The organism is Xanthomonas sp. WHRI 7065, from assembly GCF_040203115.2.
Lineage (GTDB): Bacteria > Pseudomonadota > Gammaproteobacteria > Xanthomonadales > Xanthomonadaceae > Xanthomonas > Xanthomonas arboricola.
This window is the reverse complement of the sequence record NZ_CP168194.1, coordinates 2,384,295-2,408,367: the sequence shown is the minus strand read 5'-3', so window position 1 is coordinate 2,408,367 and position 24,073 is coordinate 2,384,295. Positions and strand designations below refer to the sequence as shown.

Here is a 24,073-nt window from a genome sequence, read left to right as displayed (position 1 = left end):
GCGCGCGGTGCCCTCGCCGCCCGCGGGACACGCCGTGAATCCGTCCGTGGAGGCTCGGTGGCAGCATCCATGCCGCCACACGGTCCCGCAATCGGCGAGGACACCGCACCAGGAAGTTTGCAGGCTGCTTTATTGAGAACTATGCACACCGAGCATCTCGACAAGTCCTTGCCCGCCCACCGTCGCGGGACCTTACGCTGCATGGATGCCGCGTAAGAGCCTACAGGGACGTACTTGCAGCGTGTCCTGCGAGGGTGGGCGGGCAAGGGCCCTGCACCAAGCCGCAGACCACATGCCTCGCGCCGTTGCCGTTGCCTCGGCTTTTGTCCGCAAGATCCAATGCATCCAGCGCACCCCAGCCTGACTTACCGCCTGATGCGCTCGGCACCCGGGCTCAGGGCGTATCGAACAACCGATTGCTGCGGTGGTCGCCCTCGGAGGAAACCACGCCCACGCGCGCGGCAGCGCGCCGATAGTTGTCCAGTCGATGGATGTCGCGCAGCCGCACGATGTCGTCTTCCTGGATGTCATGCCAGCCCCAGCGCTGGAACTGGGTCAGGAACCACTCCCCGTCCGACAGCCACGGCATGTTGACCGCGCCATCGCGATGGAAGGCCAGCGCTGTCACATCCTTCGCATGTGCCTCGGCTTCGACATCGGCATCCAGACAGGCAGCCAGATGCGCGGCCGACACCCCGATATGCTTCGGCTCGGCCAGCCATTGCGCACATTGCGCCCGATTTGCCGGGTCCGCATCCAGCCAGCGACAGGCATCCAGTACGCAGGCGGTCAGGCGTTCGCTCAACTCGGGTTGCAGCGCGGCGAATTCGCGTCGGCAAGCCAGCACCTTCTCCGGATGGCCGGCCCATAGCTCGCCACTGCGGATCACCCGGCGACCGCTGCCCTGCGCCTGCGCAACCGCAGCCCACGGCTCGCCGGAGCAATAGCCGTCGACCAGTCCACTGGCCAGGGCGTCCGGCATCTGCGGCGGCGGGATGCTGAGCACCTCCACGTCGCGCATCGGGTCCACGCCGCGCGCGGCCAGCCAGTAATAGAGCCACAGCGCATGCGTGCCGGTCGGGAAGGTCTGCGCAAACACGGCGCGGCGGCCCAGGCTGGCCAGCGCCTGCGGCAAGCTCTGCCCCTCTTCCAGGGCCTGCGCAAGCGCAGGCGCCAGCGTAATCGCCTGGCCGTTGTGATTGAGCGTCATCAACAGCGCCATCGGGCATTGCGGCCCGGCAATGCCCAGGTCGATCGCATACACCAGGCTGGCCAGCGCATGTGCCGCATCGACCTCGCCGGCCAGCAGACGGTCGCGCACGCCGGCCCAGGAGGCCTGCCGCTGCAAGTCCAATTGCAGCCCATGGACGCGATCCAGGCCCAGCCGCTGCGCCGCGACCAGGGGCGCGCAATCGATCAGCGGCATGTAGGCCACGCGTAGTACGGGAAGGTCGGCTTGGCTCATGTATTCATCCCAACAACTCGGCCATGGCCACGATGCGTCGCGCCACTTCGGCCAGTTTGACGCCCTGCTTCATCGCCTGCTGGCGCAGCGCCGCGTAGGCATCGGCCTCGCTCAGGCCGCGTTTTTCCATCAGCAGGCCCTTGGCGCGATCGATCAGCTTGCGGTCCTGCAGCGCCTGCTGCACATCGTCCAGGCGCTTGCGCATGCTGCTTTCCTGCGCAAACCGCGCAAGCGCCACCTGCACGATCGGCGCCAGCCGCGCCGGCGCCAGGCCATCGACCACATAGGCGGTGACGCCAGCGCCGACAGCCGCATGGATCAAGGCATCGTCGCCATTGCCGGAAAACATCACCACCGGGCGCGGCGCATGTGCATGCAGCATCGACAGTTGCTCCAGGGTATCGCGCGAGGGCGAGTCGACATCGATCACCACCACATCCGGCTGCTGGCTCTGTACCGCGTGCAGCAAGGCACCGACCGAGGCCACATCGTCGAGCACCGTATAACCGGCGCGTGTCAGTGCCTGACGCAGTTCGCCGATCGGCTTTTCGGTATCGTTGACCAGCAAGACACGCATTGGCGGCAGCGAGGCGTGGACGTGGCCTGATGGTGCCATGCAACATGCCGTCGGTGCGAGCCATCCTTTCGGAGTACGTCTGATGCCGTTGTTCCCGCTGTTCGCAAACCTGCAAGCGCGCGCCGTGCTGGTCATCGGCGGTGGCGAGGTCGCCACGCGCAAGGTGCTGGCGCTGCTCAAGGCGGGCGCGCAGATCCGCCTGTATGCGCATGCGCTCTCGCCCGAACTGGCGGAACTGATGCAGGCCGGCCGTTTCGAACAACTGGACGGCGAGTTCGATCCCGCCTGGATCGACGACGTGTGGCTGGTGGTCGCCGCCACCGACGATGGCGAGTTGAATCAACGCGTCGCCGCTGCTGCCGGCGCGCGTCGGCGCCTGGTCAATGTGGTGGACGATGCCGAGTTGTCGACCTATCAGGTGCCGGCCATCGTGGATCGCGACCCGCTGGTCATCGCCATTTCCTCCGCCGGTGCCGCACCGATGCTGGCGCGCCGCCTGCGCGAACGGCTGGAACGCGAACTGGACGTCTCGGTCGGCCGCTTCGCCGGCATGTTCGCGCGTCATCGCGAGCGCATCCGCAGCCAGTTCCCCGACATGAACCGGCGCCGGCGCTGGTTCGACCGCGTCATCGACGGCGACGTGCCGCTGCTGCTGCAGGCGGGCAACGACGACGCAGCCGAAGGCGCCTTCATCGCGGCACTGGACGATGCCGGCGCAGTGACGGCGCGCGGCAGCGTGCAACTGGTCGGCACCGGCCCGGGCGATCCCGGCCTGCTCACCATCAAGGCGCTGCGTGCGATGAATCTGGCCGACGTCCTGCTGATCGGCGACGACATCCCCGACGCGGTGCTGGAACTGGCAAGACGCGATGCCGCACGCCGCACCTTGCCGCGGCAGGCCGACGCACAACAGCATCTGGTGCTGGAACTGGCCACAGAAGGCCTGCATGTGGTCGCGTTGCGCAGTGGCGCCGGCTACAGCGATGCCGATGCTGCGGCCATCGAAGCGGCGCTAAAGGCGCGTGGCCTGGCCTGCGATCGGGTGCCCGGCATTGCTGCAGGTCTTGAAAAAATCAACGCATGAGCGCTGCCCGTGTGCGCTGATGGCACTTCAGGCTTTCGGAAAGCGCTTGCGCGCACTGTCGCGCACATCGATATCGAAGGTCACCTGCAACGCCGTCGGTTCGGCATCGCCAGCACCGGCATCGAAGCTGAAGCGCAATCCCTCGCGGCTGGGCAATTGCCGTGCATGTTGTTCCAGCGCATCGCGCGGCACTGACAACTGCCAATGCTCGGCAGTGCAATTGCAGGCCGCATCACTGTCGCTCAGGCTGACGCTGTGGCGCAGCAGTCGCGCGCCCTGCCCGCTCGGCAAGCGGCTCAGATTCTCGACCGTGCGCCCGGCAAGCAACTCGGCCAGTTCGGCTTCGTCGATGCGGAAGCGCAGCTGCTGAGCTTCAATCTGGATTTTCATGAATGAGCTGACTCCACTGCTCGGGCGTATTGCAATTGACGAACGCGGCGCGTTCGCTGGCGGTGACAGCGATGCGATGGCATTGCAGCGCAGCCTGCAGGGCGCGCAGCGAGCGTGACGAACCAGGGCCGGCCATCAGCGCAGTGAGCGCCTCATGCACAACGTCATCTACGTATAGCCGCATCGGCAGCATCTGGTCTTCAAAGGTGACGCAGCGCCGATGCGGTGGCGCCAGCAGCCGATCCAGCAATGACCGGGACAGCAGCGGCATGTCGACCGGCACCACCACCAGTGTTGTTGCATCGGCCAGCTGATCGATCACGCTGGCCAAGCCGCCAAGCGGCCCCAGATCCGGCTGTGCGTCGGCAATGCCGGCGTAGTCTGGGCGATCGCCGCTGATCACCACGTTGTGCGCGCCGGCATCGCGCAGCAACGCCTGCATGTGCTCCAGCAATGGACGTCCGCGCCAGTGCAGCAGCGCCTTGTCCTGCCCCATCCGCGAGGAACGGCCGCCGGCCAGCACCACGCCCGTCCATGCAAGCCTCGCGCTCATGCCGTCTGCTCGCGGGCATGGCATCGCACGACGTGCAAGTGCTGGCTCACGGCGTAATCGCCGGTGCCGCCGGCTGAAGATGGCCCAACCCGAACACCTGCGCTGTCGTACCGGGTGCGGCGCCATCGTCCTGCGGCTCCAGTACCGCCCACGCATTGGCCTGCAACAACGGCGCCACACGGAACGACTCCTGCTGCGGCAGGATCTGCACGCAGAGCACGCCGGCAGCGCTGCAGGTCAAACGTGCACGCAGGTGCTGCCGCCACAGCGGTCGTGCCTGCATCGGCGTCTCCAGCGCAACCTGCACGCCGCGCTCGGCCGGCATGCCAAGCAAACCGCGCAGCGCCGGCTCCACGAAAAAGCGCAGCCCGGCAGCGCTGGCCATCGGATTACCCGGCAAACCGATATACAGCGCACCGTCTGAAAAGCGCGCCAGCAACACCGGCTTGCCTGGCCGCACCGCAACCTTGTGGAACAGCACCGCCGCGCCATGCCGTGCCAAGGCATCGGGCACGAAATCGTAGCGACCGCGCGACACCGCACCGGTGCTCAGAATCACCTCGGCGCCCGCATCGCGCGCCTGCGCAAGCGCCAGATCGAAACCGGCATCGTCATCGCCCACCTGGCCATGCCAGACCAGTTCGGCACCGGCTGCCCGCAGCTGGCTGAGCAGATAGCTGCTGGTGCCATCGCGAATCTGGCCCGGCCGCAACGGCTGCGCCGGATCGCCGATCAACTCGCGGCCAGTCGCAATCAAGGCCACACGCGGACGCCGCACCACCTGCACCCGCGCATAGCCCAGCCCGGCCAACAACATCAGGTGCGCGGCGCGCAGCACGGTGCCGGCCTCGATCACGCGGTCGTGCAAGGCCACATCTTCCCCACGTCGACGAATATGCTGACCGGCGCGGATATCGGCGCGCAGCCGGATGCGGCCCGGCCGCGCGCCATCGTGCGCCAGCACGTCCACCTGCTCGATCGGCACCACGGCATCGGCACCTGCGGGCAAGCCGGCACCGGTCATGATTTCCCACGCGCTGCCCGCCGTGATGCCACCCACATCCTCGCCTGCGGCGACGCTGCCACCAATCGTATGTTCGCTGCCGGCGATCGCGCCACGGCCGGCCGTGACCAACGCAAATCCATCCATCGCACTGTTGTCGAACGCCGGCAACTCGGCCGGGCTCGACAACGCCTGCGCGAGCACACGCCCCTCGGCATCGGCACTGTCCACCCACTCGCCGGCAAGCACGGCGATCTGCTGATGGACAATCGCAAGTGCGTCGGCGTAGCTGATCATGAGCAAGGCACGGTCGACCGGTGGATGACCTGGCTAGGATACCGGCCCCCGACGCGGACGGTACAGGCGTGGCGATCGCGGCATCACCGTATCCTGCTGCATGCATGCCCTCGTCTAGACCAATGCGCACGTCGCTTGAAGCCGCTAGAACGCAGCGCCTACACGGCAGATCGCACAGTGGCACGTAGTTCCCCCACGGTATCTGTGCCGCATGCAACTCGTCGACCTTGTGGGCTGGCTCGCCAGTGCCGTCCTGATTGCCACCTTGATCCGCCAGATCTACAAGCAATGGCGCTCGGATGCAGCACAGGGCGTCTCGCGCTGGCTGTTCATCGGCCAGATCAGCGCCTCGGTGCTGTTCATCCTCTACAGCTACCTGGTCGGCAATGCCGTGTTTATCGTCAGCAATGTGTTGATCCTGCTGACCGCCCTCACCGGGCATGTGCTACACCGGATCAAGCAGCGTCGGATGGAGCGTCACGCGGGCAGTATCGGCTAGCGCTGCCGCGTTATTTGGCGGTTTTCCTCGCCGGCTTGCGCGGTTTGATGGGTGCGATTGAATTGCTGGTGGCAGGCCGCGTTGCGGCCGTCTTTGCCGCGGTCTTGGGCGTTTTCTTCGTCGTGGACTTGCGTGCCGGGCTTGCCTTTGCCACGGCCCGCTTTCGTGGCCTGGGCACAGCCTCGGCCTGCGTTGCTGGCTCGGCTACCGCTTCGGGCACATGCACGCTGATCCAGGTCGGCGCATGATCGCTGGCCTTTTCCAGTGCACGTACCCACTTGTCCACGCCGGCGTCCTGCAGCCCGGGCGCCAGGGTGCGATTGAGCAGCAGGTGGTCGATGCGCAAGCCGCGATCGCGCGCAAAATGCTGGCGAAAATAATCCCAGAAGGTGTAGATCGGCGTTTCGCCATGCACTGCAAGCAGGCTGTCGGTCCAGCCCTGCTCGAGCAGGGTCTGGTACGCCTGGCGACTCTCCGGCTGCAGCAACGCATCCTTGCGCCAGCCCTTGGGGTCGTAGATGTCGGCATCGGTCGGCACCACGTTGAAATCGCCGATCAGTGCTACCGGGTGCGGTAGGTCCACCAGCGTCTTGGCGTGCCGGATCAAGCGTTGAAACCACGCCAGCTTGTAGTCGAACTTCGGCCCGGGCTGCGGATTGCCATTGGGCAGATACAGGCAGGCCACCACCACCCCGTGAATTGCAGCTTCCAGATAGCGGCTCTGCGCATCGCTGCGGTCCCACGGCAGCCCACGACGGATTTCCACCGGGTCGGCGCCGCGCGCCAGCAATGCCACACCGTTCCACGACTTCTCGCCTTGCCAGATCACGCCATAGCCGGCATCGCGGATCGCCTGTTCCGGAAAGGCGTCCTGCGTGGCTTTCAATTCCTGCAAGCCGACGATGTCCGGTTGCTCGCGCTGTAGCCATTCCAGCAGATGCGGCAGCCGGCTAGTGATGCCATTGACATTGAATGTCGCGATCTTGCGGGTGGTGGCGGACATGGGTGAGCGACCAGGCGTGCGTAGTGAAGCAGCATCGCCGTCACGGCATTAAGCAGATGCTCAAGCGAGGTGAAGCTCCGCTGCAGATCGGCGCACGCGCTCACGCCTCGCAGACCATCAGCCTCCGTAGCCTGGCCCCACTACTCATTGTTGGAGATCGCATGCGACAGTCCGCACTCTGGATCGCCCTGCTGTGCGCCGGTTGCTCGCGCAGCCCGCCTTCGGTTACCCCACCGGGCGCGCCTGAAAGCGCCAAGACCAATGTGCTGGAAGCCGGCGCCAGGGTCCTGCAACCGACCGGGCCGGTCGGCAAGCTCGACATCTACCTGGTGGGCTTCCATCCGATGAAAGACGCACCAGATGTACAGATGGAAGCGCATCACTACTGCCATCAGGTCAATGAAGACCTGGCGCAATGCGCGCTCTACGACGGCAATACCGATCAGGCCAACCTGACCGGCATCGAGTACATCATTTCCGAACAACTGTTCGCGCAGTTGCCGCAGCACGAGCGCAGCTTTTGGCATCCGCACAATGGCGAAATCCTGTCGGGCCAGCTGTCCGCGCCCAACCTGCCGCTGGTCGCAGAGAAAGAACTGATGCGCAGCAAGCTCAACAGCTATGGCAAGACCTGGCACACCTGGCACTCGCGCAACGGCACCGCCGCGGGCGATGCATTGCCGCTGGGCAAGCCGATGCTGGCCTGGTCGTTCAACCGCGATGGCGAGGTCCAGCAACCGCTGATCGATCAGCGCGACAAGCTGGCTACGTTCTCTACTGCGCAACGTCGCGCCAACCGCCAGGACCTGACCCCGCTGGCAAAGCCGCAGCACGGCGTGGATGCCCTGCGGCCGCACTTCGGCAATGCCGAACCGATTTCCGGGGTGGTTGACGCAAGCACCCCATCCGACTGAATCCTCAAAACCTGACCGCCCGTTGCAACTGCAATCGGGCGGCAAGGTATTCGAAGTCCATCGACAAGGTGCAGACAAGCGGACGCGATCTCAAACATCCATACCGTCACGCAGCCGCCGTAACGCCTTGCCCATCCACAGATGCCGGGCACGCTGCATGCGCTCGACCGATGGCCGAGCGCTCTCCCGCCCATCTGCACCCTGCAGGCTCAACGTGACACAACTGCCCTCGCATGCAGGCGCAGTCTGCACATGCAGCAACACGCCCAGCTGCAGGCCGCGATCGCCATCAACCTGGTAACGCACCGATTCACCCAGGCGCGCCTCACCACGCTGCAACCCGACAACACCGCGCCGACACCAGGTTGCCTGCAGCGCCCAGCGCGATGCATGTCCATCGCCAGCGACCAGCTCCGCCACTCCACGCAGGATGCGTCGCTGCACATTGGCATCGCACCACGCATCCAGGATCTGGTGCGGCTCGGCACGGATGATCAGGCGACGCATCCACAGCATCGGGTCTTCAGCAGCGGCAACCGGTGTTGCCGGCAATCCAGGCACGTCTCAGCGCCCAGCACCCTTGCTGCTGGCCTGCAGCGTCTTGGCAGCCGCCAGATGCTCGGCGACATGGCTGCGCGTAGTCTGCAGATGCGCCAGCACCTGTGGCGTCTTGGCCGCAGGAATCAGTTGTTTGTCCAGCGCCGCCAGTGCATCGGTGTGGTCCTTGACCATTGCCGTGACGTAGGCAGCCTCGAAAGCCTTGGTATCGAGCTTCTGCAACATCGCCAGTTCGGTCTTGCCCTTGCTCATCTGCGCCTTGGCAGCGGCAGCAGACAGGTCCGGCGACCACTTGGCCAGCTTCTGATTGTTGTCGGTATGCTCCTTGACCATCTGCATCGCATAGTCGCGCACGCCACCTTGCACCTGCTTCTGCAGCGCCAGATTGGCCGCACTGATTTCACTGGTATTGATGGCGCTCAAGGTGCCCAGCGCCTCACGCTCCTTCGCGCTTGGGGCGCTATTGCCCGCCTGTTGCTGCGTGGTGGCGGGCATGCCGGCCTGTGTTGCATTCTGCGCATGTGCCGTGGCAGTGATGCCTAAACACAGCATCAGCGCCGCAAACATCGGGTGACGTACTTTCATGTGAATCTCCAGCCAGAGGGTGTGCATCCATGCTGGACCTGGTTGCGTGACCCGATCGTCGTACCGATGTCGAAAGACGGAGAGGAAACGGTGCTGCACCGCAGTGCGCTTCACATGGAGTGAAGGTGGTATGGCGTCCTTGTTCGGGTCGTCGCAACATACAGGCCGTTGCGTTGCGAAACCGGCCTCTGTTACGACAGAACATGGCTCGGACGTCAGACTGCGTTGGAATACCCAGCACTCAGCACCGCCGATGCTGCGGTCAAGCGCTGTACGCGCGTGCACGGCGGGCGTAATGGTGTCGCAGTAGGTCGAGCGTTATCACTCCGACCGATCCGCATACCTGCTGAGATGGCCGACCCCATGCGCTAATCGATTGCATGCAGCGACTGCGTGCCATGCAGGATCCCTGCGTGCACCGTTATGCGATGCCAAGGGCAAGTCGGCGCTACCGTAATGCTGCGCTAGCTTGCTGCCGGTCGATGTTATGGATACGCGGGGTGGGCGCAGGCCAACCTGACCTACGACAGCGCCCGCGCATCGAAGACTGCTGGGTCAGGCGCCGGGATCCGCAGGGCCCAACTGATGCGCCGACAGGATTTCGTCGATGCGTTTGACGATTTGCGCCGCCTGCTCCTGCGACTCTGCGGCAGCAGTGATCTTCTCTGCACGTGCGTGGAATACATCCCAGAAATCGTCCGGATGCTGGCGACGAATATCAGGCAATGCATCGGCAAGTTGTGTCAATTGCGCGTCGATATCAGGTGTCATTGAGGGTCTCCTTGTGTGACCACACTACCGCCGTGCTGGTGAGCCTGATGCCAACATGGCAGTCCCGTGCATCGCACGGCCTGTGTTTGCGCGACAATGACGCCATGAGCAGCTACGACATCTCCCCCGCAGACGCCCGCCTGCGCGCCCTGCAAGGCGCTTTGCTGATCGATATCCGGCAGTTGCACGAACGTGCCGGCGGCCAGGCCGAAGGCGCGTTGGCGATTGCGCAACACGATCTGGAAACCGCACCCGCACAGCATCTGTCGGAGCAGGCACGCGAGATCGTGCTGATCTGCCAGAGCGGCAAGCGCTCGGCACACACGGCGGAGATCTTGCGCGCGCAAGGCTATACGCAGGTGTCTTCGGTGCTCGGTGGCACCGCCGCGTGGACCGGCGCCGGCCTCCCCTTGGTGCGCCCTACCCTGCCGCCCGACGAGCAGGATTTTCTTGAGCGCTATTCGCGCCATCTGCGCCTGCCGCAGGTCGGTCTGGAAGGCCAGCAGCGTCTGGCGCGTTCGCGCGTGTTGCTGGTCGGTGCAGGTGGGCTCGGCTCGCCGGCGGCGTTCTATCTCGCTGCCGCCGGGGTCGGCCACCTGCGGATCGCCGATGACGATGTGGTGGACCGCAGCAATCTGCAGCGCCAGATCCTGCATGTGGAAGACAGCGTCGGCGTTGCCAAGGTCAGCTCGGCCGCGCAACGCATTGCCGCGCTCAATCCACGCGTGCAGGTCGAAGCGCTGCAGGCACGCGTGACTGCCGGCAATGTCGAAGCCCTGCTGAAGGACGTGGATGTCGTGGTCGACGGCGCCGACAATTTTCCTGCGCGCTATCTGCTCAACGATGCCTGCGTCAAACTCGGCAAACCGCTGGTCTACGGCGCGGTACAGCAGTTCGAAGGGCAATTGAGCGTGTTCGATGCCGGCCGCAAGCGCGGCCATGCACCGTGCTATCGCTGCCTGTTTCCCGAGCCGCCGCCGCCCGAATTCGCGCCCAGCTGCGCCGAGGCCGGCGTGCTGGGCGTGCTACCCGGGGTGATCGGATTGCTGCAGGCCACCGAGACGATCAAGTTGCTGCTGGGCATCGGCGACACCCTCACCGGGCGCTTACTCAGCTTCGATGCACTGGCGATGCGCTTTCGCGAAATCCGGCTGCCGCCCGACCCGTATTGCCCGGTATGCGCGCCCGGTGTCGCATTCAACGGGTATGCCGACTACGCCGCGTTCTGCGGCAGCGCCGTCAGCTGAGGACGGCCTGATCGGTGCTAGTTGCAGCCTCGCGTCCGACCGCCGCGTCCCTGCGTGTGACGTGGATGCCGCGGTCTGCCACACCGGGCTGCGCCCTCCATGTGATTGCCATCAGCTCGCAGTGTCGGCGCTTAGTGCCGAAGGCGCGAAAGAACCGGCGTGCAGCCGATAGCGCCCGCCTGGCGGCGAGCGCGGCCCCGCCGGTTGTCGCGCGTGCTGCACCAAACACTCAAAGCGCGTAAGGAATCACTCGCACGATCTCGCCCGCCTCGAAACGCCGTGCCTGCTCGGGCAACACGATCAAGGCATTGCTGTCGGCCGCGCCACGCAGCAGGTGCGATGCATCGCCACGATGCGGCAACGCCGTCAGACGCCCGTCTTCGCCGCACTCCAGCCGCCCGCGTAGGAACTCCAGGCGCTCGTGGCGTTTTTCCCAAGGACTGGCCAGGGACGCATGCCACAGCGGGCGCGGCTCGCTACGTCCCTGCAGGCCATCCAGCAGCGGCACACCGTAGGCGATAAGCGTCGCCAGCACCGAGACCGGATTGCCCGGCAGGCCCAGCACCAGGCAGCGGCCGATCTGGCCCAGCACCGCCGGCATGCCCGGGCGCATGCGCACGCGCCAGAAGTGGATGCGGCCCAGTTCGCCGATCAGCTGCGGCAGATAATCCTTTTCCCCCGCCGAGACGCCGCCGCAGGTGATCACCACATCAAACGCCGCAGCCGCGTCCTCCAGCATGGTGCGGATACGTTGCGGATCGTCCGGCAGGGTCGGCCATGCGGTCGGCGCGTAGCCCAGTGCGCGCAGCTGCGCCATCAGCATGTCGCGGTTGCTGTTGTAGATCTGTCCCGGCCCCAATGGCATGCCCGGCTCCACCAGCTCATCGCCGGTGGCCAGCACCGCAATGGTCGGCCGCGGCGCCACCGCAAGCCGCGACAGACCGAGCGCAGCCGCCAGTCCGATCCGCGCAGGCGTCAACACCTGGCCACTCTGTACAACCAGATCGCCCGCGCGCACGTCACTGCCGGCCTGGCGCACCGCCGCACCCGGCGCAGGCATGCTATGGAAACGCACCACGCCATCGCGTTCCTGCGCATCCTCTTTCGGGATCACCGTATCGGCGCCATCGGGCAGCGGCGCACCAGTGGTGATGCGCAGGCATTGGCCGGCGCTCAGCGTGCCGGTCCAACGCTCGCCAGCGAACTGCTCGCCGACCAGTTGCAACGCCGCATCGCCGCCAGCGACATCGGCATGCCGCAACGCGAAGCCGTCCATTGCGCTGTTGGCAAAGGGCGGCAACGCAATCGGTGCGATCAGATCGGCAGCGCTGATCCGCCCATCGGCACGCGAGGTGGCGATGTTCTCGTCGGGCGGACGGCTATTGGCGGCGACGGCCTGCAGGATCTGCAGCGCCTGTGCATAGGGAATGCGGGATGGATAGTCGGTCATGGCACGCAGGATACCAGTGCACCACGACGACTCAGAACGCCAGGCACTGCCAGTGCAGATGCCAGAAGGAATCACTGCACTTTCCTGGCGTAGCTCGCGGCACTCGACCACGGTTGCAGCCGCTGCGGCCACTCCACCTGACGATCATTCGCCAGGCACGGACCGTTCCCTGCTTACTTGCCCTTGACGTGCTTCATCAACCGTCTTTTGCGCGCCACCTGCCGTTCGGTGAGCGTGTTCTTCTTGCCCTCGTACGGATTGGCACCTTCGCGGAAGATGAAACGCACCGGCGTGCCGACCAGCTTGAAGCGCTTGCGGAAGAAGTTTTCCAGATAGCGCTTGTAGGACTCCGGCAACACTTTCAGGCGCGTGCCGTGCACGATGAAGGTGGGCGGATTTGCGCCACCCGGATGCACGTAACGCAGCTTGGAGACGTGGCCACGGATGCTCGGCGGCGGATTGGTCTCGTAAGCGATTTCCAGCGCCTGGTTGACTTCGCTGGTGCTGAACTCGTGCGTGGCCGACGCATGTGCACGGTGGATCGCCTGGAACAGCTCGCGCATGCCCGAGCCGTGCAGCGCGGAAATCCGCACCGCCTCGGCCCAGCTGACAAAGCCCAGCTTGCGCGACAGCAGGTCTTCGGCCTGCGCACGCTGGTAGTCGCTCTGCCCGTCCCACTTGTTGATCGCCACCACCAGGGCGCGGCCAGCGTCCAGGATGGCGCCCAGAATGGTCGCGTCCTGGTCGGTGACGCCTTCACCGGCATCCAGCATCAGCACCGCGACCTGGCATTGCTCGATCGCTTGCAGCGTCTTGAACGCGCTGAACTTCTCCACCGCCTCCTCGACCTTGCCGCGGCGACGTAGGCCGGCCGTATCGATCAAGCGGTACTGACGCCCGTCGCGGTCCATGTCCACGGCGATCGAATCGCGCGTGGTGCCCGGCACTTCCGAGGCAATCATGCGTTCTTCGCCGAGCAGGCGATTGACCAGCGTCGACTTGCCCACGTTCGGACGACCGACGAAGGCGATGCGCACACGCGCCGGGTCGGTATCCAGCAGCTCGCCGGCACCTTCCTCGGGCAGACGTGCGCCGACTTCCTCAAGCAGTTCGTCGATGCCTTGCCGATGCGCGGCAGACAACGCCACCACATCGGAGAAACCGTAGCGCGCGAATTCCGAGCGCACGGTTTCCTCGTCGGTGCCGTCGATCTTGTTGATGACCAGCACGGTCGGCCGCGCCAGCTTGCGCAGCCAGGCCAGGATCTCGTCATCCAGCGAGGAAGCACCTTCGCGGCCATCGACCACGAACAGCACAAGATCGGCTTCGCCGGCAGCGGCACGGGCCTGCCGCGCGGTAGCGCCGGCCAGGCCTTCCTCGTCGCCGGCGATACCGCCGGTATCGACGACGATGAACGGGCGTTCCTCGTCGAGACGACAGACCCCGTAGTTACGGTCGCGGGTGACGCCGGGCTGGTCGTGGACCAGCGCGTCACGGGTGCGCGTCAGCGCATTGAAGATGGTGGACTTGCCGACATTGGGCCGTCCGACCAGGGCGACCAGGGGCAGCATCGCGAAGTCCTTATTGTGCCAACCGGAAGGCGGTGATATCGCCATCGGTGTTTTGTACCAACAGAATGCCGTCCACGACGATCGGCTGCGCCAGCAGCGTGTCGCGTCCAGCGCGAGCGCGCGCGGCCAGTGCACCGTCGCTGAGTTTCAGCCAGTGCAGATAGCCCTTGTAATCGCCGACCACAGCGTAATCGCCCTGGATAGCGACGCCGGTCAGGGAGCGACGCGCCAGCGCGGCCTGCGACCACATCGCCGCACCGCTGCTCTTGTCCAGGCCCCAGACCGAGCCGGCGTTGTCGGACACCACCACCACCGCCGACGACACGCCAACGCCACCGGCGCCGCCGTGATCGCGCGTCCACAGCGGACGGCCGCTCGGGCCTTCCAGTGCGAGGGTTTCGTTCTTGAAGCTGGTCGCATACAGCGTGGTGCCGTCGAGCACCGGGGCACCGTCCACATCGGACATGCGCTCCAGCTCGGTGCGGCCTTCCGGCACGCCGATCGCCTGTTCCCACAACGGGCGGCCGTCCTGCAGCGCCAGGGCGCTCAAGGTGCCGCTGTCGTTGCCGACGAAAAGCACGCCCGGGCCGGTCACGATCGGCGCATTGCCGCGCACCGACAGGGTCGGGCCTTCTTCGGCATGGAACCAGCGGCGCTCGCCGGTAGCCGCGTCGAAGGCACTGACGCGACCATCGTTGCTGCGCACCAACACCAGGTTCTGTGCAATCGCCGGTGCAGCGATGACTTCGTTCGGCACCTTGGCACGCCATTTTTCGGTGCCATCGGCCTGGTTCAGCGCAATCACGTCGCCAGATAGCGTGCCGATCACCACCAGGCCTTCGCCGACGCCAGGGCCACCGGACAGGCGCTGCTTGAACTTGCGATCGTTACGCTCTTCCTTCTTGGGCTTGTATTCCCACACGCGCTTGCCGGTCTGCAGGTCCAGCGCCTGCACGCCGCCGGTAATCGCCGCGGCGTACACCTTGCCATCGGCCACCGCCGGACGTTGGCGCACGCCGATATGGCCTTCGCCCTTGCCCACGCCGGTGGACCAGATCTTGTCGACCTTGACCGACGGCTCGAACTTGACCAGCTCGGCAGGTTCCTGCGCTTTCTTGGCAGCAGCGTCCTTCCCGGCAAACCAGCCCTTGACGGTGCTGCAACCGGCCAGCGACACGCCCATCAGGGCGATCAATGCAATGCGCTTGTACATATCAACCTGCTTCATCAAATCTGCTCCGCCGGATCGGGCACCTTGCCGCCCACATCCATCAGCTTGGTTTCCAGCAAACGGCGCTGCGGCGAGGCCACGTCCACCGTGGTCAGGGCCTTGGCGTAGAGCGCACGCGCCTCATCCGGCTTGCCCTGCACGACCAGCGCATCGGCGCGGATCTCCAGGCTGGTGTGGTCCTGCGCATCGGCCAGCAGCTTGATCGCTTCGTCCGGCTTGCCGCTTTCGGTCAACACACGCGCCAGGCGCTGCTGCACGATCTGCTTGAGCTCGCCTTCGGCAGGCACGTCGCGCAGGGTCTTGATCGCTTCGGCATGCTTGCCGGCATCCACCTGGGCCTTGGCCAGACGCAATGCAGCCAGTTCGGCGTAGACACCGCCCTTGCCATCGTCAAGCGCCACGATGTCCTTGGCCGCCTTGTCCAGGCCCTTGCCCTGGATGGACTTGACCACCGCTTCGTAACGGGTATTGGCTTCCACCGATTGGGTGGCGGTGTGCTTCTGCCACCACTGCCAGCCCAGGATCAGGGCCAGGCCCACCACGACGCCGCCTACCAGCCCTGCGCCATTCTTTCTCAACCAGGAACGAACGCGTTCGCCTTGTTCGTGTTCGTCCAGCAGATCGTCGATCGCCATGCGTACTCTCGCTCCGTCATCCCGGAGGCGCGGAACATCAATAGGGAAAAATGAAAAACCGCAGTCCGCTTCACTCGGAAGCAGGTACCACGGAGCCGTCGGAGGATACCGCAAAACGGGCCACGTTAGCGCGCTGGAACGGTTTCACATCGACGATACTGCCGCCTTGCTGAACCTCTACCGCCGACGCATTACCCAGCACGATGCGACCCACCTGCCCTGGCGAATAACTGCGACGCTCGCCGGCACGCACCAGTGCTTTTTCGACCGCGCTGCCATCCGGTGCCAGAATCTGCACCCAGCTGTCGCCGCTGAAACTCAACGACAAACTGCCGCCACTGGCGGCCGACGCTGTAGCGGTCTCGACCTCTGGCGTAGCCCGCGGCACCGGCGTCATCGACGCGATGTACGGCGCCGGCTGCTCGCGCGGCGCACTGGCCGGCTGCGTGGCAGCGTTGGCCGGGGTGCCGGTCCCGGGCGCTTCCGGCATGCTGTCCAGCGATACCGTGCTGGGCGCCTTGCCATCCAGATGCGAACGGGTCGCGTACCACACCGGCACCGCGAACACACCGGTGATCACCACATACATCGCCTTGCGCGCCGTGCTTTCCAGGATGCGCCGCGCCCGCGGCGTATGCGTATGGCTGACCAGCTTGACCGGCTCGATCGGCGCAATCGCCGCTTGCTGCAGCAGCGGCTCCAGGTCTACATGCAGCAAGCGCGCATAGCTGCGCAACTGACCGCGCACGAAGACCGGCGCACCCAGGCGTTGCCACTCTTCCTGCTCCAGCGAGCGCACCACATGCGCCGGCATGCGCAGCTTGCCGGCGACATCGTCCACGCTCAGACCTGCCGCTTCGCGCGCGTCGCGCAAATGCTGTCCGCAGCCCTTTTCCTGCTCAAAAGGGTTCGGATTGGAATCACTGATCACAATGCATTGGCCCCGGGGTTAGCGGTCGCTGCGTCAGGAAATTCCTTGACCAACCGCTGTTGATAACGGCTGGCAGCTACCTTGTCGCCTAGCCCTTGCTCAATCTGAATGGCGAGTTGTAACACGGAAGCGGTTGCCGGTGCAGCCGCAAGCCGTCGTTCAATAAACGCGCGCGCTTCGAAATAATTGCGATTGGTTGCTTCGGAGCGCGCCATCGACTCGAGTGCGTACGGATTCCGCGGATCCAGTTCCAGCGCCTTGCGCAAGTCGCCGGCCGCACGCTGCGGCTGCCCCGCCTTGAGTGCACAGCCACCTGCATTGCCCAACGCGGAGGCTGGCGATGCGTAGTTTCTGTCGGTCAGGGCGCGATCGAACCAGATCAGCGATTCGGCCGGCGAGCCGTTCGCGCACAACCATGCGCCGTAATTGTTCAAGACATCGCCGCGCTGCGGCGCAAGTTCCGCGGCCCGGCGGTATGACGCGCCGGAGCCGGCGACATCGCCCTTGACGCCTTGAATCAGCGCCAATAGACCAGTGGCATCCACCGACTGGGGATCTTTCTTCAGGGCTGCACGGACCTGCTCTTCGGCAGCGGCGTAGTCGCCTGTCTGTAGCCGATTATTGGCCAGGCCGAGCTTCTCCTGCACCGCCAGACGATTCTTTGTCGCGGTGCTGTCGCGGAACGAATGCACCTGCGCGACCTCCTCGACCGTCTGAACCGAGCCCGCCTTGGCATTGCGACCACCGCAGCCGACCGCGCACAGCGCGATCGCCACAGCCGCCATGGCCGCTAGATCACGCTGCCGCATCTCGACCGGCCTGCCCTTCCAGCGTGCGCAGGAAATCCGCCTGACGACGGGTGCGGTCCATGACCTGACCCTTGAGCTGCCCGCAGGCGGCGTCGATATCGTCGCCACGGGTACGCCGGACCATCGTCAGCACTTGCGCGTCGAGCAGGATCTTCTGGAAAGCGCGGATCTCGGTCTCGCCCGAGCGCTCGTAACGCGTGCCCGGGAACGGATTGAATGGGATCAGGTTGACCTTGCCGGCGTCCTTGGACTGCACCGCATTGTCGAACTGACGCATCAACCTGGCCAGCTGGCGCGCATGCTCGGGCTGGTCGTTGATGCCCTTCATCAAGGTGTATTCGAAGGTGACCGAATCGCGCTTCTTGTTGCCGCGCAGATAGCGCGCGCAGGAGTCCATCAGCTCGGCGATCGGGTATTTCTTGTTCAACGGCACCAGGCTTTCGCGCAGCGTGTCGTTGGCCGCATGCAGCGAGACCGCCAGCGAGACATCGCTTTCGGTCGAGAGCCGGTCGATCATCGGCACCAGGCCCGAAGTCGACAGCGTCACCCGCTTGCTGGCCAGGCCGTAGCCCAGGTCGTCGCGCATCACGCTCATCGCGCGCACGACGTTGTCGAAATTCATCAACGGCTCGCCCATGCCCATCATCACCACGTTGGTGAGGCGGCGCTGCTGGTGCGGTACGTTGCCCAGATGGCGCGCCGCCACCCACACCTGCCCGACGATCTCGGCGGTGGTGAGGTTGCGGTTGAAGCCCTGGGTGGCGGTCGAACAAAAAGTGCAGTTCAGGCCGCAGCCGACCTGGGACGACACGCACAGCGTGCCGCGGCCCTTGTCGGGGATGTAGACGGTTTCGATCGCGTTCTTGCCATCGGTGCCCATGGCCAGCAGCCACTTGTGGGTCCCGTCGGTGGAGGGCTTGTCGAACACGACATTCGGGACGAGGACCTCGGCGTGCTGGTGCAACTTCGCACGCAGCGCCTTGCCGAGGTCCGTCATCTGATCGAAATCGGTGACGTAGCGATGGTGGATCCACTTCATCACCTGATGGGCACGGTAGCGCGCTTCGCCGAGCGTGTCGGCGAAGAAGCGCTCCAGTCCCTCGCGGTCGAGGTCGAGCAGGTTCTGCTTGCGCAGTTCCGGGGTACGGACGGGGACGTCCTGCAGCACGGAGGGGATCACGACCTCATTCACGATTCGACTCTCTCGGCCTCAGCGCGAGACCACTTCGGTGGCGGCAAAGAAATACGCGACTTCGTTGGCAGCGTTCTCGACCGAATCCGAGCCGTGGGCGGCATTGGCATCGATCGAGTCGGCGAAGTCGGCGCGGATGGTGCCCGGCGCAGCGTCCTTGGGATTGGTCGCGCCCAGCAGGTCACGGTGTGCGGCAACGGCGTTCTCGCCTTCCAGCGCCTGGATCATCACCGGGCCGGAGATCATGAACTCGACCAGCGCGTTGAAGAACGGACGCTCGCGGTGCACGGCATAGAAGCCTTCGGCTTCACGACGCGACAGCTGCTTGTACTTGGATGCCACAATCTTCAGGCCGGCCTTTTCGAAACGGCTGTAGATTTCGCCGATGACGTTCTTGGCAACGGCGTCGGGCTTGATGATGGACAGGGTGCGCTCCAGCGCCATGGGAGGATCTCCGTTGGGCGGGCCACTGAAGGCCCGAGATTATCATGAAAAAAACCCGCGTCAAAACGCGGGCTTAGGCTTCTTTGCGATGGTCAATTCTATCTCTTCATCGCTGCGTTTGCACACCGCCCCCTGAATCGTGCTGCGTTGCCGCATGACCGGTGCGCCGTCCTGCCCGTAGACTCAAACAATCGTTTGATTGAGTTCCGCCCTGCGCATGCCCAAGCCCGCCCACTTCTCCACCAAGGACCGCATCCTCGGCGCGGCCGAGGAGCTGTTCGCCCAGCATGGCTTCGCCGGGACCTCGCTGCGCCAGCTGACCAGCCAGGCCGACGTCAATATCGCGGCGGTCAATTACCACTTCGGTTCCAAGGAAAACCTGGTCAACGAGGTGTTCCGTCGCCGCATGGACGAGATGACCGCCGCGCGCCTGCAGCAACTGGAGGCGGCCAGGAAGTCACAGCCGGGCGAACTCACCGCGGTGCTGGCGGCCTTCGTCGAGCCGGCCCTGGCAATGGCGCAGGACCGCCAGAGCGGTGGCGCGTTCGTACGCGTGATCGCACGCGCCTATGCCGAAAAGAACGACAACCTGCGCAAGTTCCTGTCCGACCATTACGGGCACGTGCTGCGCGAGTTCGGCAAGGCCATCGCGGCCTGCGTGCCAGGCCTGAGCAAGGAAGAGCTGTACTGGCGCCTGGATTTCCTCGCCGGTGCGCTCACCTATGCGATGGCCGATTTCGGACTGATCAAGCGCCCGGCCGGGGTCAGCGAGGCCGACCACCGCGCGCGCGCCGCGCGCGAACTGATTCGTTTTGCGGAACCCGGTTTCCGTACCCATTCCACACCGTAGTCGCTCACACCAAAGGCTCATCGCTATGTCCAATCCGTTGCTAGTCCGTCGTGCTGCCGTGCTCGGTGCCGGCGTCATGGGCGCGCAGATCGCCGCGCACCTCACCAACGCCGGTGTCGACACCGTGCTGTTTGACCTGCCTGCCAAGGAAGGTCCTGCCGACGGCATCGTGCTTAAGGCCATCGCCAACCTCGGCAAGCTCAGCCCTGCCCCACTCGCCAGCAAGGCCCTGGCCGAGGCGATCACGCCGGCCAACTATGAAAGCGGCCTGGAGCAGCTGCGCGATTGCGACCTGATCATCGAAGCGATCGCCGAGCGCATGGACTGGAAGCAGGACCTGTACAAGAAGATCGCCCCGTTCGTGGCCGATCACGCCGTGCTGGCCTCCAACACCTCGGGCCTGGGCATCAACAAGCTCTCCGACGTGCTGCCCGAGCAGTTGCGTCACCGCTTCTGCGGCGTGCATTTCTTTAATCCGCCGCGTTACATGCACCTGGCCGAACTGATTCCAACCAAGGGCACCGACAAGGCCGTACTGGAAGGACTGGAAAGCTTCCTGGTCACCACGCTGGGCAAGGGCGTGGTGTATGCGAAGGACACCCCGAACTTCATCGGCAACCGCATCGGCGTGTTCTCGATCCTGTCCACCATCCACCACACCGCCGAGTTCGGGCTGGGCTTCGATGAAGTCGATGCGCTGACCGGCCCGCTGGTCGGGCGCCCGAAGTCGGCGACCTACCGCACCTCGGACGTGGTCGGCCTGGACACCATGGCGCACGTGATCAAGACCATGGGCGACACCCTGCCCGACGATCCGTGGCACCAGTACTTCAAGTCGCCCAAGTGGCTGGATGCGCTGATCGGCAAGGGCGCGCTCGGCCAGAAGGTCGGTGCCGGCATCTTCCGCAAGGTCGGCAAGGACATCGTGGTGCTGGACCTAGAGAAGCAGGATTACAGAACCGCCGATCGCAGCGCGGCGCCGGAAGTGGCCGAGATCCTCAAGATCAAGAACCCGGCCGAGAAGTTCGCCAAGCTGCGCGAAAGCCAGCACCCGCAGGCGCAGTTCTTGTGGGCCACGTTCCGCGACCTGTTCCACTACAGCGCCTACCACCTGGCCGATATCGCCGAGACCGCGCGCGACGTGGATCTGGCGATCCGCTGGGGCTACGGCTGGTCGCTCGGCCCGTTCGAGACCTGGCAGGCCGCCGGCTGGAAGCAGGTAGCGCAGTGGATTGCCGAAGACATCTCCAACGGCAAGAGCATGAGCAGCGCGCCGCTGCCGAACTGGGTGTTCGACGGCCGCGATGGCGTGCATGCGGCCGAAGGCTCGTACAGCCCGGCGCGCGACGCCAAGCTGCCGCGCTCGGCACTGCCGGTGTACAAGCGCCAGCGCTTCCCCGATCCGCTGCTGGGCGAGCAGTTCTCGCCGGGCGAGACGGTGTTCGAAAACGACGGCGTGCGCATGTGGCATGACGGCGACGACATCGCCGTGGTCAGCTTCAAGACCAAGATGAACACCGTCTCCGATCACGTGCTCAACGGTCTGCAGGAGGTCGTCGGCCGCGCCGAGAAGGACTTCGCCGGGCTGGTGATCTGGCAGCAGAAGGAGCCCTTCTCCGCCGGCGCCGATCTGGCCGGCGCGCTGGGTCTGCTGCAGGCCGGCAAGGTCGATGCATTCGAAGCGCTGGTCGCCAACTTCCAGGCCACCAGCCAGCGCATCAAGTACGCGCAGGTGCCGGTGATTTCGGCCGTGCGCGGGCTGGCGCTGGGCGGCGGCTGCGAGTTCCAGATGCACAGCGCCAAGACCGTGGCCTCGCTGGAAAGCTACATCGGTCTGGTCGAAGCCGGCGTCGGCCTGCTGCCGGCCGGCGGCGGCCTGAAGGAAATCGCCGTGCGCGCCTCGCAGGCCGCAGGTCCGGGCGGCGATGTGTTCGCCGAGCTGAAGAAGACCTTCGAAACCATCGCGATGGCCAAGGTCTCCAATTCGGCGGTCAATGCCAAGGAGCTGGGCCTGCTGCGCGCCACCGACAAGGTGGTGTTCAACAGCTTCGAAGCGCTGCACATCGCCAAGGCCGAAGCGCGCGCACTGGCCGAAGGCGGCTACCGCGCCCCGCTGCCGGCACGCCGCATCCAGGTCGCCGGCGACGTCGGCATCGCCACCTTCAAGATGCTGCTGGTCAACATGCTGGAAGGCCGTTTCATCAGCGACTACGACTATGAAATCGCCACCCGTATCGCCACGGTGATGTGCGGCGGCGAAGTCGATCGCGGCGCACTGGTCGACGAAGAATGGCTGCTCAAGCTGGAGCGCAAGCACTTCGTCGAACTGGCCCAGCAGGAAAAGACCCAGGCGCGGATTGGGCACATGCTCAAGACGGGTAAGCCACTCAGGAACTGAGAATCGGGAGTGGGGAATCGGGAATGGGTAAAAGCCCAACCGACTCCCCGCTTCTCCCCACTATTCTGCCGGGTAATGAAAATGGCGAACTCAGGCGAATCCGCACTTGCGATTCCCGACTCCCCATTCTCGATTCCCGGCTATCGGAGATAGCCATGAGCAAACAGATTCAAGAAGCCTACATCGTCGCCGCCACCCGTACGCCGGTCGGCAAGGCGCCCAAGGGCGTGTTCCGCAATACCCGTCCCGACGACATGCTGGCGCACGTGTTGCGTGCAGTCGTGGCACAGGCGCCAGGCATCGATCTGTCGCGGATCGACGATGCCATCATCGGCTGCGCGATGCCCGAGGGCGAGCAAGGCATGAACGTGGCGCGCATCGGCGTGCTGCTCGCCGGCCTGCCCAACAGCGTGGCCGGCCAGACCATCAATCGTTTCTGTTCGTCCGGCATCCAGGCCGTGGCGATGGCCGCCGACCAGATCCGTCTGGGCAATGCCGACCTGATGCTGGCCGGCGGTACCGAGTCGATGTCGATGGTGCCGATGATGGGCAACAAGGTCGCCATGTCGCCGAACGTCTTTGCCGACGACCATGTCGCGATCGCCTACGGCATGGGCATCACCGCCGAGAAAGTGGCCGAGGAATGGAAGGTCTCGCGCGAGGATCAGGATGCATTCGCGCTCGCTTCGCACCAGAAGGCGATTGCCGCCATTGCCGCCGGCGAATTCCGCGACGAAATCACTCCGTACGAAATCCTCTCGCACCAGCCCGACCTGGCCGGCAATGTCATCGCGCTGCGCAAGCGGCTGGTCGACACCGATGACGGCCCGCGTCCGGACAGCTCACTCGAAGGCCTGGCCAAGCTGCGCCCGGTGTTCCGCAACGGCCAGTTCGGTGGCAGCGTCACCGCCGGCAACTCCTCGCAGATGAGCGACGGCGCCGGTGCGGTGCTGCTGGCCTCCGAGCAGGCGATCAAGGATTACGGCCTCACCCCGCTGGCGCGCTTTGTCAGCTTCTCGGTGGCCGGCGTGCGTCCGGAAGTGATGGGTATCGGCCCGATCGCGGCGATTCCCAAGGCGCTCAAGCAGGCCGGCCTGACCAAGGACCAGATCGACTGGATCGAGCTCAACGAAGCCTTCGCCGCCCAGGCGTTGGCGGTGATCCGCGACAGCGAACTGGATCCGTCCAAGGTCAACCCGCTCGGCGGCGCCATCGCTCTGGGCCACCCGCTGGGCGCCACCGGTGCGATCCGTGCCGCCACCCTGGTGCACGGCCTGCGCCGTCGTCAGCAGAAGTACGGCATGGTCACCATGTGCATCGGCACCGGCATGGGCGCGGCGGGCATCATCGAAGCGCTGTAAGTCATGTACTGCGGGATCGGCCGTCGGGCTGATCTCGCAGTGCCGACCAGGCTGTCAGTCAACCAAGGCGTGCGCGAGCACGCCTTCTTTATGCGCCAGTGCAAACGATCACCGGCGAATGCCAGCGACACCATGTATCCGTCGGTGCGCCCGACAGGCACGCGGCCAGGCGTCGCGTCCGAGCATGGGCCCCTGATCGCACGTTGACCGTCGCCCGGCGGCGCCAACACATGCCAGCCATTCGATCGTTGGCGT

The 24,073-nt window shown here is 65.2% G+C and carries 24 protein-coding genes; 7 read left to right on the top strand and 17 right to left on the bottom strand.

Translation table 11 applies throughout. The features are described 5' to 3' along the window. Positions 1 to 394 precede the first annotated feature (394 nt). Together ABQY64_RS10340 and ABQY64_RS10335 are read right to left on the bottom strand one after the other, a co-directional pair. Positions 395 to 1,465 (bottom strand): CmpA/NrtA family ABC transporter substrate-binding protein, encoded by a 1,071-nt coding sequence (locus ABQY64_RS10340; RefSeq protein ID WP_349780486.1) that lies wholly within the window; start codon positions 1,463 to 1,465, stop codon positions 395 to 397. Between the two features lie 4 nt (positions 1,466 to 1,469). Then, positions 1,470 to 2,042, bottom strand: coding sequence for an ANTAR domain-containing protein (locus tag ABQY64_RS10335; RefSeq protein WP_349780485.1), 573 nt, complete (start codon positions 2,040 to 2,042; stop codon positions 1,470 to 1,472). Positions 2,043 to 2,124: 82 nt separating this feature from the next. On the opposite strand from ABQY64_RS10335, the gene ABQY64_RS10330 reads away from it, so the two are divergent. Beyond that, positions 2,125 to 3,126 carry an NAD(P)-dependent oxidoreductase gene (locus ABQY64_RS10330; protein WP_104622671.1) on the top strand — a complete coding sequence of 334 codons (1,002 nt, stop codon included), beginning with the start codon at positions 2,125 to 2,127 and terminating at the stop codon, positions 3,124 to 3,126. Positions 3,127 to 3,153: 27 nt separating this feature from the next. Here the strand turns inward: ABQY64_RS10330 and ABQY64_RS10325 are convergent, their stop codons facing one another. From ABQY64_RS10325 to ABQY64_RS10315, 3 genes are read right to left on the bottom strand one after another with little or no spacing between them, the layout of a single operon-like run. Further along, positions 3,154 to 3,516 carry a hypothetical protein gene (locus ABQY64_RS10325; protein WP_115511006.1) on the bottom strand — a complete coding sequence of 121 codons (363 nt, stop codon included), beginning with the start codon at positions 3,514 to 3,516 and terminating at the stop codon, positions 3,154 to 3,156. Beyond that, positions 3,500 to 4,069, bottom strand: coding sequence for a molybdenum cofactor guanylyltransferase (locus ABQY64_RS10320; protein ID WP_115511005.1), 570 nt, complete (start codon positions 4,067 to 4,069; stop codon positions 3,500 to 3,502). The genes ABQY64_RS10325 and ABQY64_RS10320 overlap by 17 nt, the downstream gene beginning before the upstream one ends. A gap of 46 nt (positions 4,070 to 4,115) precedes the next feature. Further along, positions 4,116 to 5,369: a molybdopterin molybdotransferase MoeA gene (locus ABQY64_RS10315; protein ID WP_126968868.1), complete on the bottom strand. Its 1,254-nt coding sequence runs from the start codon at positions 5,367 to 5,369 to the stop codon at positions 4,116 to 4,118. Between the two features lie 211 nt (positions 5,370 to 5,580). On the opposite strand from ABQY64_RS10315, the gene ABQY64_RS10310 reads away from it, so the two are divergent. Next, complete coding sequence (locus ABQY64_RS10310) at positions 5,581 to 5,868, top strand: PQ-loop domain-containing transporter (protein ID WP_024940800.1); 288 nt, start codon at positions 5,581 to 5,583, stop codon at positions 5,866 to 5,868. Positions 5,869 to 5,878: 10 nt separating this feature from the next. Here the strand turns inward: ABQY64_RS10310 and xth are convergent, their stop codons facing one another. Next, positions 5,879 to 6,871 (bottom strand): exodeoxyribonuclease III, encoded by a 993-nt coding sequence (gene xth / locus ABQY64_RS10305; RefSeq protein ID WP_349780484.1) that lies wholly within the window; start codon positions 6,869 to 6,871, stop codon positions 5,879 to 5,881. Positions 6,872 to 7,032: 161 nt separating this feature from the next. Between xth and ABQY64_RS10300 the strand changes: the two genes are divergently transcribed. After that, the gene (locus tag ABQY64_RS10300; RefSeq protein ID WP_102254442.1) at positions 7,033 to 7,785 is read left to right on the top strand and encodes an OBAP family protein; all 753 of its coding nucleotides are present in this window, start codon (positions 7,033 to 7,035) and stop codon (positions 7,783 to 7,785) included. Between the two features lie 90 nt (positions 7,786 to 7,875). On the opposite strand, the gene ABQY64_RS10295 is transcribed toward ABQY64_RS10300, so the two are convergent. The 3 genes from ABQY64_RS10295 to ABQY64_RS10285 all read right to left on the bottom strand — a co-directional run bounded on the left by ABQY64_RS10295 (position 7,876) and on the right by ABQY64_RS10285 (position 9,699). Next, entirely contained in the window at positions 7,876 to 8,292 is a 417-nt protein-coding gene (locus ABQY64_RS10295) for a hypothetical protein (RefSeq protein WP_126968865.1), read from the bottom strand. 57 nt (positions 8,293 to 8,349) lie between these two features. Beyond that, the gene (locus ABQY64_RS10290) at positions 8,350 to 8,928 is read right to left on the bottom strand and encodes a DUF4142 domain-containing protein (RefSeq protein ID WP_126968864.1); all 579 of its coding nucleotides are present in this window, start codon (positions 8,926 to 8,928) and stop codon (positions 8,350 to 8,352) included. Positions 8,929 to 9,483: 555 nt separating this feature from the next. Next, positions 9,484 to 9,699, bottom strand: a complete 216-nt coding sequence (locus ABQY64_RS10285) for a hypothetical protein (protein ID WP_104622665.1) — start codon at positions 9,697 to 9,699, stop codon at positions 9,484 to 9,486. Positions 9,700 to 9,803: 104 nt separating this feature from the next. On the opposite strand from ABQY64_RS10285, the gene moeB reads away from it, so the two are divergent. Next, positions 9,804 to 10,946, top strand: a complete 1,143-nt coding sequence (moeB, locus tag ABQY64_RS10280; protein ID WP_349780483.1) for a molybdopterin-synthase adenylyltransferase MoeB — start codon at positions 9,804 to 9,806, stop codon at positions 10,944 to 10,946. 229 nt (positions 10,947 to 11,175) lie between these two features. On the opposite strand, the gene glp is transcribed toward moeB, so the two are convergent. From glp to ndk, 8 genes are all read right to left on the bottom strand, one after another. Further along, the gene (glp, locus tag ABQY64_RS10275) at positions 11,176 to 12,396 is read right to left on the bottom strand and encodes a gephyrin-like molybdotransferase Glp (protein ID WP_349780482.1); all 1,221 of its coding nucleotides are present in this window, start codon (positions 12,394 to 12,396) and stop codon (positions 11,176 to 11,178) included. 173 nt (positions 12,397 to 12,569) lie between these two features. Next, the gene (der, locus tag ABQY64_RS10270) at positions 12,570 to 13,967 is read right to left on the bottom strand and encodes a ribosome biogenesis GTPase Der (protein WP_016904421.1); all 1,398 of its coding nucleotides are present in this window, start codon (positions 13,965 to 13,967) and stop codon (positions 12,570 to 12,572) included. A gap of 10 nt (positions 13,968 to 13,977) precedes the next feature. Beyond that, complete coding sequence (gene bamB / locus ABQY64_RS10265) at positions 13,978 to 15,195, bottom strand: outer membrane protein assembly factor BamB (RefSeq protein WP_039527305.1); 1,218 nt, start codon at positions 15,193 to 15,195, stop codon at positions 13,978 to 13,980. Then, positions 15,195 to 15,833, bottom strand: a complete 639-nt coding sequence (locus ABQY64_RS10260; protein WP_212579556.1) for a tetratricopeptide repeat protein — start codon at positions 15,831 to 15,833, stop codon at positions 15,195 to 15,197. Before ABQY64_RS10260 ends, bamB begins: the two co-directional genes overlap by 1 nt. A gap of 70 nt (positions 15,834 to 15,903) precedes the next feature. Continuing rightward, positions 15,904 to 16,764, bottom strand: a complete 861-nt coding sequence (locus ABQY64_RS10255) for a RodZ domain-containing protein (protein ID WP_212579555.1) — start codon at positions 16,762 to 16,764, stop codon at positions 15,904 to 15,906. Continuing rightward, positions 16,761 to 17,549 (bottom strand): type IV pilus biogenesis/stability protein PilW, encoded by a 789-nt coding sequence (pilW, locus tag ABQY64_RS10250; protein ID WP_212579634.1) that lies wholly within the window; start codon positions 17,547 to 17,549, stop codon positions 16,761 to 16,763. Before pilW ends, ABQY64_RS10255 begins: the two co-directional genes overlap by 4 nt. Positions 17,550 to 17,559: 10 nt before the next feature. Next, positions 17,560 to 18,765, bottom strand: coding sequence for a 23S rRNA (adenine(2503)-C(2))-methyltransferase RlmN (gene rlmN, locus ABQY64_RS10245; RefSeq protein ID WP_047125382.1), 1,206 nt, complete (start codon positions 18,763 to 18,765; stop codon positions 17,560 to 17,562). An 18-nt stretch (positions 18,766 to 18,783) separates the two neighbouring features. Continuing rightward, entirely contained in the window at positions 18,784 to 19,209 is a 426-nt protein-coding gene (gene ndk, locus ABQY64_RS10240) for a nucleoside-diphosphate kinase (RefSeq protein ID WP_024940120.1), read from the bottom strand. 217 nt (positions 19,210 to 19,426) lie between these two features. On the opposite strand from ndk, the gene ABQY64_RS10235 reads away from it, so the two are divergent. The 3 genes from ABQY64_RS10235 (at position 19,427) to ABQY64_RS10225 (ending at position 23,818) form a co-directional block, all read left to right on the top strand. Next, the gene (locus ABQY64_RS10235; RefSeq protein WP_104600533.1) at positions 19,427 to 20,059 is read left to right on the top strand and encodes a TetR/AcrR family transcriptional regulator; all 633 of its coding nucleotides are present in this window, start codon (positions 19,427 to 19,429) and stop codon (positions 20,057 to 20,059) included. Positions 20,060 to 20,084: 25 nt separating this feature from the next. Then, a complete protein-coding gene (locus tag ABQY64_RS10230; protein WP_349780481.1) occupies positions 20,085 to 22,457 on the top strand; it encodes a 3-hydroxyacyl-CoA dehydrogenase/enoyl-CoA hydratase family protein in 2,373 nt (790 codons plus the stop codon). Positions 22,458 to 22,612: 155 nt separating this feature from the next. After that, positions 22,613 to 23,818 carry an acetyl-CoA C-acyltransferase gene (locus ABQY64_RS10225; RefSeq protein WP_349780480.1) on the top strand — a complete coding sequence of 402 codons (1,206 nt, stop codon included), beginning with the start codon at positions 22,613 to 22,615 and terminating at the stop codon, positions 23,816 to 23,818. The last annotated feature ends 255 nt before the right edge of the window (positions 23,819 to 24,073 follow it).